This window comes from Pseudomonas sp. MPC6, from assembly GCF_006094435.1.
Lineage (GTDB): Bacteria > Pseudomonadota > Gammaproteobacteria > Pseudomonadales > Pseudomonadaceae > Aquipseudomonas.
Window position 1 is genome coordinate 1,158,792 of record NZ_CP034783.1, and the last position, 13,067, is coordinate 1,171,858.

Consider the following 13,067-nt stretch of genomic DNA (forward strand, 5'->3'; position numbering starts at 1 on the left):
TGCCGGCCGCGCCTTTTTTCAATGCGCCCGCGTTACGGGCGCTTGCGCTCTACCGCCCGCAGCAAATGCGTCGGAGGCGTTTCACAGCTGATCTTGCGGCCCAGCAGCGCCTCGATGGACGGTAGCTGGTAGGAGTCGTCTTCACCGGCAAAACTGATGGATACACCTTCGGCGCCGGCCCGACCGGTACGGCCGATGCGGTGCACGTAGTCGTCCGGGACTTCCGGCAGGGTGAAGTTGATCACATGGCTGATGCCGTCGATGTGAATGCCGCGACCGGCAACATCGGTGGCGACCAGCACGCGGATCTTGCCTTCGCGGAAACCTTCCAGGGTCTTGATGCGCTTGTGCTGCGGCACGTCGCCGGACAGCTGCGCGGCATTGACGCCATCGCGCACCAGGCGTTCTTCGATGCGCCGCACTTCATCCTTGCGGTTGGCGAACACCATCACCCGCTCCCAACCGTTATCGTTGACCAGGTTGTAGAGCAGTTTGTACTTGTCGGCACCGGCTACGGCGTAGATGTGCTGTTCGACGTTTTCGCTGGCCACGTTCTGCGACTCGATCTCGACGATCGACGGGTCGGTGGTCCATTGCTTGGCGAGGTTCATCACGTCTTCGGTGAAGGTCGCGGAGAACAGCAGCGTCTGACGCTCGTTCTTCGGCGGCGTCTGGCGAATGATCTGACGCACTTGTGGGATGAAACCCATGTCGAGCATCCGGTCGGCTTCGTCCAGGACCATGACTTCGACCATGTCCAGGTGCACGTCGCCGCGCTGGTTGAAGTCCAGCAGACGGCCCGGTGTGGCGACGAGGATGTCGCAGTGACGGGCTTCGAGGTTTTTCAGTTGCTTGTCGAAGTCCATGCCGCCAACAAACGTCATGACGTTGAGGCCGGTGTACTTGGTCAGGTCGGCCGCGTCCTTGGCGATCTGCACCACCAGTTCCCGGGTCGGCGCGATGATCAGCGCCCGCGGTTCGCCCATGTAGCGTTCTTTAGGCGGCGGGGTTTCCAGCAATTGGGTGATGATCGAGATCAGGAATGCCGCGGTTTTGCCGGTGCCGGTCTGGGCGCGACCGATGGCGTCTTTGCCCGCGAGGGTGAAGCCAAGCACCTGTGCCTGGATCGGCGTGCAATATGGAAAGCCCAGGTCCTGGATGGCATGCATCAGTTCGGGGGCGAGTTTGAAATCGTGGAAACGGGTTTTGCCTTCCTGGGGTTCGACGGCGAAGTCTTCGAGTTTCCAGGGAATGACCGGCGCTTTTGGCTTGGGTTCGCGACGCGGTTTTGCGGGTTTCGGCGCTTCGCTGCGCGGCGGCTCGGCGGCGATGGCCGGGGCAGAGGGGATGGCCGATGGGGGCGTCGGCGCGTGCTTCGGTGCCGCTACGGGGGCGGTCCGGCCAGGCTGATTACCGTCGGTGCGGTGGCTGGGGATGTGAGACGGAGCGCTGGAGACTGGCGCGAGCTGCTCAGTCTCGCTTTTACCGAACATTTTCTTGAGTGCTTTGAGCACGGTCATCTCATCAATTGATTAAGGAATATACGCCGGCCAGTGTAATGCAAGAACCGGGCGCGGCGTAGTGGGATGGATCAATGGGCTGTTTTTCACCTGAACCGTTAACGCAAACGCTCGGCGAGCCAGACGCCGATGTCGCGAATCTCCTCGGGTAACACTTCATGCCCCATTGGGTATTCCTGCCATGTCACGGTGACACCACGCTGCTTCAGATGCTCGTAGGCGGTCCGGCCCATGGAATTTTGCACCACGTCGTCGTACTGGCCGTGCAGGGACAGCACGGGAATGCGCTGCTGGCTGGCGGACAGTTCCAGTTCGTCGCTGAAGGTCGGTGCATAGGTCGAGAGGGCAAGTACGCCACCCAACGGCCCCTGCCATTTCACAAACGCGGTGTGCAATACCACGGCGCCGCCCTGGGAAAAACCTGCCAGGAAAATCCGCGAGGCTTCTATTCCGACGGCGCGCTGCACTTCGATCAGATTTATAACCCTCTGGGCCGACTCTTCCAGCTGCTCGCGGTTGATCGCGCGCGCGGGGCTCATGGCCAATATGTCGTACCAGCTCGGCATCTCGTAACCACCGTTGATGGTCACGGCGCAGGTCGGTGCCTGAGGGAAAACGAAGCGAGTGGTCAGCAGTGTCTCCTGCAACGCTTCGGCCACCGGCAGGAAGTCGTAGCGGTCGGCGCCCAGGCCGTGCAGCCAGATAACGCAGGCGTCTGCGGGCTTGACGGGTTCAAGAATCAAGGGCTCGGTCATGGGTGCTCCATATATGTGCGTGCGCTCCCGATCAGTGCGAGATCCGGGGGCGCGTCTGGTTGATCAGTTAAGAAGATGTCGCAAGGCTACAAGTTTTGCTATTGACCTGTCGCTTAAGCGCATTCCTGAGCGCTCTGGTACGGGCTTTGCTATGGGAAATCGGTACAACCGATCCCGCGCCTGGCGGTAACACTATCAGTGTACCGCTGGCGGTGGGATAGCAAAAAATCCGGTGATGGATGTTCGCCAGTGGCCGCTACGGGCTTCGCGAACGTGAAAGGGCTACCGCCCGTTCGGCCGATTGGTGAGAAGTGAGTTATCCATGCTGTGGATTTTCTCCTACTAGACTCATGGCGCAGGTCCGACGTCGGTTGACCCAAAAAAAAGCCAACATGGGTCTACAACGCCTCACAAGGGTGCGACAGGACTTACGCTCCGACACAACAAGAGCAAAACTGGAGGTTTGAATGAAGATGTTGAAATCCACCCTGGCCGTCGTGACTGCAGCCGCAGTGCTCGGCGTCAGTGGGTTCGCTCAGGCGGGTGCGACCCTGGATGCAGTGCAGAAGAAAGGTTTCGTACAGTGCGGCGTCAGTGATGGCCTGCCTGGTTTCTCGGTTCCGGACTCCACTGGCAAGATCCTCGGCATTGATGCCGACTTCTGCCGCGCTGTGGCTGCCGCGGTATTCGGCGACGCAACCAAAGTGAAGTTCAGTCAACTGAACGCCAAGGAGCGCTTCACCGCGCTGCAGTCCGGCGAAATTGACATCTTGTCGCGCAACACCACCATGACCAGCTCCCGTGATGCGGGCATGGGCCTGAAGTTTCCTGGTTTTATCACTTACTACGACGGCATCGGCTTCCTGGTAAACAAAAAGCTGGGCGTCAAGAGCGCGAAGGAACTCGACGGTGCAACCATCTGCATCCAGGCCGGCACCACCACCGAGCTGAACGTTTCCGACTATTTTCGAGGCAACGGTCTGAAATACACGCCGATCACCTTCGACACCTCCGACGAAAGCGCCAAGTCGCTGGAATCCGGTCGTTGCGACGTGCTGACCTCCGACAAGTCCCAGCTGTTCGCCCAGCGCAGCAAGCTGGCCGCTCCGAAGGACTACGTGGTTCTGCCGGAAACCATTTCCAAAGAGCCACTGGGCCCTGTCGTGCGTAACGGTGACGACGAATGGCTGGCCGTGGTCCGCTGGACTGGCTACGCCATGCTCAACGCTGAAGAAGCCGGCATCACTTCGAAAAACGTCGAAGCCGAAGCCAAGTCCACCAAGAACCCGGACGTCGCTCGTATGCTGGGGGCTGACGGTGAATACGGCAAGGATCTGAAGCTGCCGAAAGACTGGGTCGTCCAGATCGTCAAGCAGGTCGGCAACTACGGCGAAGTGTTCGAGAAAAACCTCGGTAAAGACACTCCGCTGGAAATCGACCGCGGCCTGAACGCGCTGTGGAACAACGGCGGCATTCAATACGCACCACCAGTGCGCTGATGGTTCTATCACCCGGTGGGCCAACCACCGGGTGATGTTCTGTTCCATTCTTTGCGGGGCACTTCATGCAAAATTCAATCGGCGCACCAAAGCAGAGGCTCAGCCTCAGCGATCCGAAAGTGCGTGCGTGGCTATTTCAGATCATCACCATTGTCGCGGTGGTCTCGATGGGCTGGTATCTGTTCGACAATACGCAGACCAACCTTGAGCACCGGGGCATTACCTCCGGTTTCAGCTTCCTGGAGCGCAGTGCCGGTTTTGGCATCGCCCAAACCCTGATCGACTACACCGAATCGGACAGCTATGCCCGGGTGTTTGTCATCGGTCTGCTCAATACCTTACTGGTGACTGTCATCGGCGTAGTCCTGGCGACGATCCTCGGGTTCATCGTCGGCGTGTCACGATTGTCGAAGAACTGGATCATCAACAAGCTGGCGACCGTCTACGTCGAGGTCTTCCGTAACATTCCGCCACTGCTGCAAATCCTGTTCTGGTACTTCGCGGTGTTCCTGACCATGCCAGGGCCGCGCAACAGCCATAACTTCGGTGACACCTTCTTCGTCAGCAGCCGCGGCCTGAATATGCCAGCAGCATTGGCTGCGGACGGGTTCTGGCCGTTTGTGGTCAGCATCGTTGTGGCCATTGTCGCCATCGTGCTGATGTGTCGTTGGGCCAACAAGCGCTTCGAGGCCACCGGCGTGCCATTCCGCAAGTTCTGGACTGGGCTGGCGCTGATGCTGGTGATTCCGGCACTGTGCGCGCTGATCTTCGGTGCGCCATTGAAGTGGGAATATCCTCACCTGCAAGGCTTCAACTTTGTCGATGGCTGGGTGTTGATCCCCGAATTGTTGGCCTTGACCCTGGCCCTGACGGTCTACACGGCAGCATTTATTGCCGAAATCGTGCGTTCGGGCATCGCCTCGGTCAGTCACGGCCAGACCGAAGCCGCTCACTCGTTGGGATTGCGCAACGGTCCGACCCTGCGCAAGGTGATCATCCCGCAAGCCCTGCGCGTGATCATTCCGCCGCTGACCAGCCAATACCTGAACCTGGCAAAGAACTCCTCGCTGGCAGCCGGTATCGGTTACCCGGAAATGGTCTCGTTGTTTGCCGGTACGGTGCTGAACCAGACCGGGCAGGCGATCGAAGTCATTGCCATCACCATGAGCGTGTACCTGGCGATCAGTATCAGCATTTCCTTGCTGATGAACTGGTACAACAAGCGCATTGCGCTGATCGAGCGGTAAGGAAAAGCGCATGACGACTCATACTTTCAAACCTGACATGCCACCGCCGAACCGCAGTATCGGCGTGGTGGCGTGGATGCGCGCGAACATGTTCTCCAGCTGGCTCAACACCCTGTTGACCCTGTTCGCGTTCTATCTCATCTACCTGGTGGTCCCGCCGATCCTGAGCTGGGCGATCCTCGACGCCAACTGGGTCGGCACCAGCCAGGCCGACTGCACCAAGGACGGCGCCTGCTGGGTGTTCATCCAGCAACGCTTCGGCCAGTTCATGTATGGCTACTACCCGGTGGACCTGCGCTGGCGCGTGGACTTGACCGTGTGGCTGGCGGTGATCGGCGTGGCCCCCTTGTTCATCTCGCGCTTCCCGCGTAAAGCGGTGTACGGGCTGAGCTTTCTGGTGCTGTATCCAATCATTGCCTACTTCCTGTTGCATGGCGGTCTCTTTGGCCTGACTAACGTCCCGACCAGCCGATGGGGTGGGCTGATGCTGACGCTGGTGATCGCCACCGTCGGTATTGCCGGTGCATTGCCGCTGGGTATCCTCCTGGCGCTGGGGCGTCGGTCGGACATGCCGGCGATTCGGGTGGTCTGCGTGACCTTCATCGAATTCTGGCGCGGTGTACCGTTGATCACGGTGCTGTTCATGTCCTCGGTGATGCTGCCGTTGTTCCTGCCTGAAGGCATGAACTTCGACAAACTGTTGCGGGCATTGATCGGCGTGATCCTGTTCCAGTCGGCGTACGTCGCCGAAGTGGTGCGCGGTGGTCTGCAAGCGATTCCCAAAGGTCAGTACGAAGCGGCTGCAGCGATGGGCCTCGGCTACTGGCGCAGCATGGGCCTGGTGATTCTGCCGCAAGCCCTGAAGCTGGTGATCCCCGGCATCGTCAACACCTTCATTGCGCTGTTCAAGGACACCAGCCTGGTGATCATCATCGGCCTGTTCGACCTGCTCAACAGCGTCAAGCAAGCCGCCGCCGATCCGAAATGGCTGGGCATGGCCACTGAAGGCTATGTGTTCGCGGCCCTGGTGTTCTGGATTTTCTGTTTCGGCATGTCGCGCTATTCCATGCATTTGGAACGCAAGCTCGACACTGGCCACAAGCGTTAGGAGCGTAGTTTATGAGTGAAGCGATCAAGCAGCCTGTGAGCCCTGAAGGCATTATTCAGATGCAGGGCGTGAACAAGTGGTACGGCCAGTTCCACGTGTTGAAAGACATCAACCTCAACGTCAAGCAGGGCGAGCGTATCGTGCTGTGCGGCCCGTCGGGTTCCGGCAAATCCACCACCATCCGCTGTCTCAACCGTCTGGAAGAGCACCAGCAGGGCCGTATCGTGGTCGATGGCGTGGAGCTGACCAACGACCTCAAGCAGATCGAATCGGTACGCCGTGAAGTCGGCATGGTATTCCAGCACTTCAACCTGTTCCCGCACCTGACCATCCTGCAGAACTGCACCCTGGCGCCAATGTGGGTGCGCAAGATGCCCAAGCGCAAGGCCGAGGAAATCGCCATGCATTACCTGGAGCGCGTGCGCATTCCGGAGCAGGCGCACAAATACCCGGGGCAACTGTCCGGCGGCCAGCAGCAGCGCGTGGCGATTGCCCGGGCGCTGTGTATGAAACCGAAAATCATGCTGTTCGACGAACCGACTTCGGCGCTCGATCCGGAGATGGTGAAAGAGGTGCTCGACACCATGATCGGCCTGGCCGAAGACGGCATGACCATGCTCTGCGTGACCCACGAAATGGGCTTCGCCCGCACCGTGGCCAACCGCGTGATCTTCATGGACAAAGGGGAAATCGTCGAACAGGCCGCGCCGAACGACTTCTTCGATAACCCGCAGAATGACCGGACCAAGTTGTTCTTGAGCCAGATCCTGCATTGATCGACGCCTGATAGTGAAATAAACCCGGACCTGTTCCGGGTTTATTTTTTCCCGCAGAAATACGCTGCCTTTGTTGACGCAAACCCTGTAGGAGCTGGCTTGCCAGCGAAGGCGATGTTCCATTCAGCATTAACGGTGACTGACACACCGCTTTCGATGGCAAGCCAGCTCCTACCGGGGGTTGTGAAACGTCGGGTTGCCCTCGTGGATAAAGCTGACTACCATGTCAGAAAATTCATCCTATGATTGGATGAAAGGGCGAATTCCATGTCAGACATGTCTCCATTAATCAAACGATCCCTCGTCGATCAGGCGCTGGACCAGTTGCGCCAGCGCATCAATGCAGGCACCTGGACCATCGGCCAGCGCCTGCCCACCGAACCTGAGCTGTCTGCCGAGCTGGGTATCAGCCGCAACACCGTGCGTGAAGCCATGCGTGTGTTGGCGTTTTCCGGTTTGATCGAGATCCGCCAGGGCGACGGCAGCTATCTGCGGGCAGTCATTGACCCCCTGGACACCATGAAAGCCCTGTCCCGCTGCTCCCATGAGCAGGCGCGGGAGACCCGGCACATCCTGGAAGTCGAAGCCATTGGCCTGGCGGCGTTGCGCCGCACCGATGAAGACCTGGTGGCATTGCGCGAAGCGTTGGGCGTCAGCGGCAGTCACTGCCACGGTGATCTCGATACCTACATCGCCTGCGATCTGGTGTTCCACCGGCGTCTGGTGGATGCGGCGCACAACCCGACCCTCAGCGAGTTGTATCGTTATTTTTCCAGCATCGTCGGCGCGCAGTTGCGCCAGACCCTGAACATCTCACCCCGACGCCAAGCGGTGTTCGACCTTCATGTCGAACTGCTCGATGCCGTCGAGCAACGCGACCCGGAACGGGCCAAAGCCCTGTCGAGGCAGTTGATCAATGAACCTTGAAACCGAGAAACCCATGTCCACCCAGCAGGCCAGCAACAGCAGCATCACGGAGCTCAAGCGTACGGCGGAGCTCGAAGAGCTGTTGATCGACGCCGAGGCCGATGACGAACAGGTTCAGCAAGCCCACCCTGTCCTGCGGCGGCCATGGTTGTTGTTGCTCGGCCTGATTCTGGTGGCGCTGAATTTACGTCCAGCATTGTCGAGCATGGCGCCGATGCTCAGCGAGGTCTCGAAGACGCTGGGGTTATCGGCTGCCCAGGCCGGTTTGCTGACGACCTTGCCGGTCCTTTGCCTCGGGTTGTTCGCCCCACTGGCGCCGGTGCTGGCACGACGTTTTGGTGCCGAGCGAGTGGTGTTGGGGATTCTTCTGATGCTGGCCGGCGGGATCATTTTGCGCAGCTCTTTCGGTGAGGTCGGCCTATTCGCCGGCAGCGTGCTGGCCGGCGCCAGCATCGGGGTGATCGGCGTGCTGCTGCCCGGCATCGTCAAACGCGACTTCCCGAAACAAGCCGGCACCATGACCGGCGTCTACACCATGGCCCTGTGCCTGGGCGCGGCCATGGCGGCTGGCGCGACCGTGCCCTTGAGCGAACATTTCGACAAAAGCTGGGCCCTTGGCCTCGGCTTCTGGGTAGTTCCAGCGTTGGTCGCGGCGATTTTCTGGCTGCCGCAAGTCGGTCAGCAACACGGCGCGCATCATGTTGCCTATCGGGTCCGAGGGCTGTTGCGTGATCCGTTGGCCTGGCAAGTGACCTTGTACATGGGCCTGCAATCGTCTTTGGCCTACATCGTGTTTGGCTGGCTGCCGTCGATTCTGATCGGGCGCGGCCTGACGCCAACCCAGGCCGGTCTGGTGTTGTCGGGTTCGGTGATTATCCAGTTGATCAGCTCGCTGGCAGCACCCTGGCTGGCAACACGTGGCAAGGATCAGCGGCTGGCGATCGTGATCGTCATGGCAATGACCCTCGGCGGTTTGTTCGGTTGCCTTTATGCACCGATCGACGGCTTGTGGGGCTGGGCGATCCTGCTGGGTCTGGGGCAGGGCGCTACGTTCAGCCTGGCCTTGACCCTGATCGTGTTGCGTTCGCGGGATGCCCATGTCGCGGCCAACCTGTCGAGCATGGCCCAGGGCTTCGGTTACACCCTGGCATCCATGGGACCGTTCGCGGTCGGCATCGTGCATGACTGGACCGGTGGCTGGACGGCCCTGGGCTGGATTTTCGGGGTCATCGGCCTCGGCGCGATCATTGCCGGCCTCGGTGCCGGGCGTTCGTTGTACGTTCAGGCGGTCAGCGAAAAGGTCTGACGACCCCGCACTCTCGGTATTCGGCCCACGAATGCCGATAGTGTTCCGCCCATTGGCAGACTATCGTGCAGGCAATCTTTCGTTGTCATCCTGCAAACCCGGGGAGCCTGCCCATGAGTGATGCCCATAACGCATTGATCACCCAGTTCTACCAAGCCTTCCAGCGGCTCGATGCCGAGGCCATGAGCGCCTGCTACACCGATGACGTGGTGTTCAGTGATCCGGCGTTCGGTGAACTGCGCGGCCGCGATGCCGGTGACATGTGGCGCATGCTCACCACGCGGGCCAGGGATTTCTCCCTGACCTTCGATAACGTGCGCAGTGATGAACGCACCGGCGGTGCGCACTGGGTGGCGACCTACCTGTTCAGCCAGACCGGCAACACCGTGATCAATGACATTCAGGCGCGTTTCGTGTTTCGCGACGGCAAGATTTGCGAGCATCACGACAGTTTCGATCTGTGGGCCTGGTCCCGACAGGCGCTGGGTTTCAAGGGGCTGTTGCTGGGCTGGACACCCGCGGTGCGCAACGCCGTCCGCGCTCAGGCCTTGAAGGGGCTGAAGGCATTCCAGGCCAGTCGCTGATAAGATCAGCGCTTGTTTACTTGCCAGCCTTGATCGTTACATGACCAGCCACAGCGAAAATCCTGTCGACGCCGATACCCCGGTGAGCAAATCCTGGTTCGTTTACCTCGTGCGCGCGGCCAACGGATCGCTTTACTGCGGGGTCAGCGACGACCCGGTCCGCCGCTTTGCCACCCACCAGCGTGGCAAAGGTGCGCGGTTTTTCCTGTCCAGCCCGGCCGTGGCATTGGTGTACACCGAAGTCTGCCGCGACAAAAGCGACGCCCTGCGGCAGGAGCGGCTGATCAAAAAACTGAAAAAAAGCGCCAAGGAATGCCTGGTGGCTAGTGAAGCACGCGCACCCCTGTAGGAGCTGGCTTGCCAGCGAAGGCGATATTCCATCCAACATTGACGGTGACTGACACACCGCCTTCGCTGCGGTGCGGCGATCCGAAAAGCCAGCGCCTACAGGTTATCAATCTGACTGATGAGTTCCCATCAGGCAGATGGGTGGGCTGCGTGTGGATTGCGCGCTAAGCTGCGGACTCCTTACCCGTGCGGCGGAGCCGAGCATGTCCGAGTTGATTCTTCATCATTACCCGACGTCCCCTTTTTCCGAAAAGGCCCGCTTGCTGTTGGGCTTCAAGGGGCTGTCCTGGCGCTCGGTGAAAATTTCGCCGGTGATGCCAAAACCCGATCTGACGGCGTTGACCGGCGGCTATCGCAAGACGCCGGTGTTGCAGATCGGCGCTGATGTTTATTGCGACACTGCCCTGATCGCCCGTCGTCTGGAACAGGAAAAAGCCTTGCCGGCGTTCTTTCCGGAAGGTCAGGAAATGATCGCTGCGACATTCGCGGCCTGGGCGGATTCGGTGGTATTCCAGCATGCGGTCAGCCTGGTGTTTCAACCGGAATCGATCGCCGTACGCTTCGGCTCTATGCCGCCGGAAGCGATCAAGGCGTTCATTGCCGACCGCGCCGGGTTGTTCAGCGGTGGCAGCGCCACACGCCTGTCGGCCGAGCAGGCCCGGCATCAATGGCCAACGATCATGGCACGCCTGGAGCAACAGCTTCAGCGCGAGCAGGGCGACTTCCTGTTGGGCGAGCCCTCGATCGCCGACTTTGCCCTGGCGCATTCGTTGTGGTTCCTCAAGGCGACGGCGATTACCTCTGCGTGGGTTGACGCGTATCCGGCGGTTTCGGCGTGGTTGGGGCGCGTAACGGGCTTCGGTCATGGCGCGTTCAGCGAGATGACATCCGGGGAGGCGTTGGAGGTTGCGCGCAATGCCACGCCGGCGGCGTTGCCGGATGAGCAGTTCGATGAGCCAAACGGGTTCGAGGCAGGCCAGCAGGTAGTGATTGCCGCAACCGATTACGGGGTTGACCCGGTGGCCGGTGAGTTGATGTTTGCGGGCTGCGAAGAGTTGATCGTGCGGCGCGAAGACGAACGTGGCGGCGTAGTGCATGTGCACTTTCCGCGGTTTGGATTCCGTATCGAAGCGCAATAAGCGCCAACACGGATCCCCGGTGATACACGGCCCCCTGTAGGAGCTGGCTTGCCAGCGAAAGCGGTGGGTCAGACACCCACTGTGTCGCCTGACACGACGCCTTCGCTGGCAAGCCAGCTCCTACAGGGGTACGTGTCGTTCTTGAGGGTTATTTCAAGGCGGCGAGGATGGCGTCCGGGTCATACCCGCGAATCAACGTCCCGTTCACATCGAGGATCGGAATCCCGCCGCCACCCAACGCCTCATAGGCCTTGCGCGCCTCGGCATCCTTCTCGATATCGAATTCCTTGTATGGAATGCCTTTCTGATCAAGAAAGCGTCGGGCCAGTTTGCAGTAACCACACCATTCGGTGGCGTAGAGTACGACGTTGGCCTTGGCCTGAGTTTGCTCGGATACCACTTGTGACGGGTTGAACAGCCGCTCGATCTTGCCCCAGTGCTGATAGACCACAACCACCAACAGGATCAGCAGGCATTTTTTCAGGACCCCGGTCAGCATCAGTTGCGTCGCTTGAGCTGGTCGGTGAGTTGGGTGGGCAGGCCTTTGATGATCAGCGTGCCGGCTTCTTCGTCATATTCGATCTTCGAGCCCAGCAGGTGCGCTTCGAAGCTGATCGACAGGCCTTCGGCACGGCCCGTGAAGCGGCGGAACTGGTTCAGGGTGCGTTTATCCGCCGGTATCTCCGGTGACAGGCCGTAGTCCTTGTTGCGGATGTGATCGTAGAAGGCTTTCGGCCGTTCTTCGTCGATCAGCTCCGAGAGCTCTTCCAGGCCCATGGGTTCGCCCATTTTGGCCTGGCTGCTGGCATAGTCGACCAGGGTCTTGGTCTTCTCGCGGGCGGACTCTTCCGGCAGGTCTTCGCTTTCGACGAAGTCGCTGAAGGCCTTGAGCAAGGTGCGGGTTTCGCCCGGACCGTCGACGCCTTCCTGGCAGCCGATGAAGTCGCGGAAATACTCCGAAACCTTTTTCCCGTTCTTGCCTTTGATAAACGAAATGTACTGCCTGGATTGCTTGTTGTTCTGCCACTCGGAGACGTTGATCCGCGCCGCCAGGTGCAACTGACCCAGGTCCAGGTGCCGCGACGGTGTCACGTCCAGCTGTTCGGTCACTGCGACGCCTTCACTGTGGTGCAGCAAGGCGATCGCCAGGTAATCGGTCATGCCTTGCTGGTAATGCGCAAACAGCACGTGGCCGCCCACAGAGAGGTTGGACTCTTCCATCAGCTTCTGCAGATGTTCCACCGCCACCCGGCTGAACGCCGTGAAATCCTTGCCGCCATCGAGGTATTCCTTCAGCCAGCCGCTGAAAGGATGTGCCCCGGACTCGGCATGGAACAAACCCCAGGCCTTGCCTTGTTTGGCGTTGTAGCTCTCGTTGAGGTCGGCAAGCATGTTCTCGATGGCGCTCGACTCGGGCAGTGCTTCGTCGCGGGCATGGAGAACTGCAGGTGTGCCGTCGGGTTTTTTGTCGATCAGGTGGACGATGCAATGACGGATCGGCATGGGCTTCTCGGCTGATTGAAGAGAGGAGGGCGTGCTCCCCGAAAAAGCGCTCAGTGTACCGCAACCACTGGTTATGGCGCGGCACGAAGGGCAATTCCAGCCCTCGCGACGGTGCTTATGCGGTTTTTTACAGTTTTAGTGTAATAAAGCTGACCAATTGGGTAGCAAGAGGCGGATATTTCCCCGTCTCTGTGCTAGTTTTGCCCGGTCTTGCGCGAAGTCACTGCGTTAAGCGTGCATTCAGCATTTGTCAGGTCGAACCAAACCCTGATTTCGGTATCTATAACCCCGATCCCGTGGTTATTGGCCGAGGGTGCCAGATCCAGAAGATCGGGCTCGATGGCTGACACTGCAC

At 59.8% G+C, this 13,067-nt stretch carries 13 protein-coding genes; 9 read left to right on the forward strand and 4 right to left on the reverse strand.

All coding sequences use genetic code 11. The annotated features are described in order from the left end of the window. Window positions 1–32: 32 nt before the first annotated feature. Window positions 33–1,520: an ATP-dependent RNA helicase RhlB gene (gene rhlB, locus ELQ88_RS07375; RefSeq protein WP_128873771.1), complete on the reverse strand. Its 1,488-nt coding sequence runs from the start codon at window positions 1,518–1,520 to the stop codon at window positions 33–35. A gap of 98 nt (window positions 1,521–1,618) precedes the next feature. Beyond that, a complete protein-coding gene (locus tag ELQ88_RS07380) occupies window positions 1,619–2,275 on the reverse strand; it encodes an alpha/beta hydrolase (protein WP_128873772.1) in 657 nt (218 codons plus the stop codon). Between the two features lie 467 nt (window positions 2,276–2,742). Between ELQ88_RS07380 and ELQ88_RS07385 the strand changes: the two genes are divergently transcribed. The 9 genes from ELQ88_RS07385 to ELQ88_RS07425 all read left to right on the forward strand — a co-directional run bounded on the left by ELQ88_RS07385 (window position 2,743) and on the right by ELQ88_RS07425 (window position 11,209). Beyond that, window positions 2,743–3,774 (forward strand): amino acid ABC transporter substrate-binding protein, encoded by a 1,032-nt coding sequence (locus ELQ88_RS07385; RefSeq protein ID WP_138964372.1) that lies wholly within the window; start codon window positions 2,743–2,745, stop codon window positions 3,772–3,774. A 65-nt stretch (window positions 3,775–3,839) separates the two neighbouring features. Further along, a complete protein-coding gene (locus ELQ88_RS07390; protein WP_138964374.1) occupies window positions 3,840–5,021 on the forward strand; it encodes an amino acid ABC transporter permease in 1,182 nt (393 codons plus the stop codon). 10 nt (window positions 5,022–5,031) lie between these two features. After that, window positions 5,032–6,129 carry an amino acid ABC transporter permease gene (locus ELQ88_RS07395; RefSeq protein WP_138964376.1) on the forward strand — a complete coding sequence of 366 codons (1,098 nt, stop codon included), beginning with the start codon at window positions 5,032–5,034 and terminating at the stop codon, window positions 6,127–6,129. Window positions 6,130–6,140: 11 nt separating this feature from the next. Then, the gene (locus ELQ88_RS07400) at window positions 6,141–6,905 is read left to right on the forward strand and encodes an amino acid ABC transporter ATP-binding protein (protein WP_064676004.1); all 765 of its coding nucleotides are present in this window, start codon (window positions 6,141–6,143) and stop codon (window positions 6,903–6,905) included. Window positions 6,906–7,172: 267 nt separating this feature from the next. After that, on the forward strand, window positions 7,173–7,832 hold the full coding sequence (locus ELQ88_RS07405) for a FadR/GntR family transcriptional regulator (protein WP_138964378.1): 660 nt from the start codon (window positions 7,173–7,175) through the stop codon (window positions 7,830–7,832). Next, a complete protein-coding gene (locus ELQ88_RS07410) occupies window positions 7,822–9,138 on the forward strand; it encodes a CynX/NimT family MFS transporter (protein WP_138964380.1) in 1,317 nt (438 codons plus the stop codon). The genes ELQ88_RS07405 and ELQ88_RS07410 overlap by 11 nt, the downstream gene beginning before the upstream one ends. Before the next feature lie 113 nt (window positions 9,139–9,251). Further along, window positions 9,252–9,722, forward strand: a complete 471-nt coding sequence (locus ELQ88_RS07415) for a nuclear transport factor 2 family protein (protein ID WP_138964382.1) — start codon at window positions 9,252–9,254, stop codon at window positions 9,720–9,722. 40 nt (window positions 9,723–9,762) lie between these two features. Further along, window positions 9,763–10,071, forward strand: coding sequence for a GIY-YIG nuclease family protein (locus ELQ88_RS07420; RefSeq protein ID WP_138964384.1), 309 nt, complete (start codon window positions 9,763–9,765; stop codon window positions 10,069–10,071). 202 nt (window positions 10,072–10,273) lie between these two features. Beyond that, complete coding sequence (locus ELQ88_RS07425) at window positions 10,274–11,209, forward strand: glutathione S-transferase family protein (RefSeq protein WP_128873779.1); 936 nt, start codon at window positions 10,274–10,276, stop codon at window positions 11,207–11,209. Between the two features lie 148 nt (window positions 11,210–11,357). Here ELQ88_RS07425 and ELQ88_RS07430 read toward each other — a convergent pair whose 3' ends face one another. Together ELQ88_RS07430 and yejK are read right to left on the reverse strand one after the other, a co-directional pair. Beyond that, window positions 11,358–11,708 (reverse strand): glutaredoxin family protein, encoded by a 351-nt coding sequence (locus ELQ88_RS07430; RefSeq protein ID WP_128873780.1) that lies wholly within the window; start codon window positions 11,706–11,708, stop codon window positions 11,358–11,360. Then, the gene (gene yejK, locus ELQ88_RS07435) at window positions 11,708–12,712 is read right to left on the reverse strand and encodes a nucleoid-associated protein YejK (RefSeq protein ID WP_128873781.1); all 1,005 of its coding nucleotides are present in this window, start codon (window positions 12,710–12,712) and stop codon (window positions 11,708–11,710) included. The genes ELQ88_RS07430 and yejK overlap by 1 nt, the downstream gene beginning before the upstream one ends. Between the last annotated feature and the right edge of the window lie 355 nt (window positions 12,713–13,067).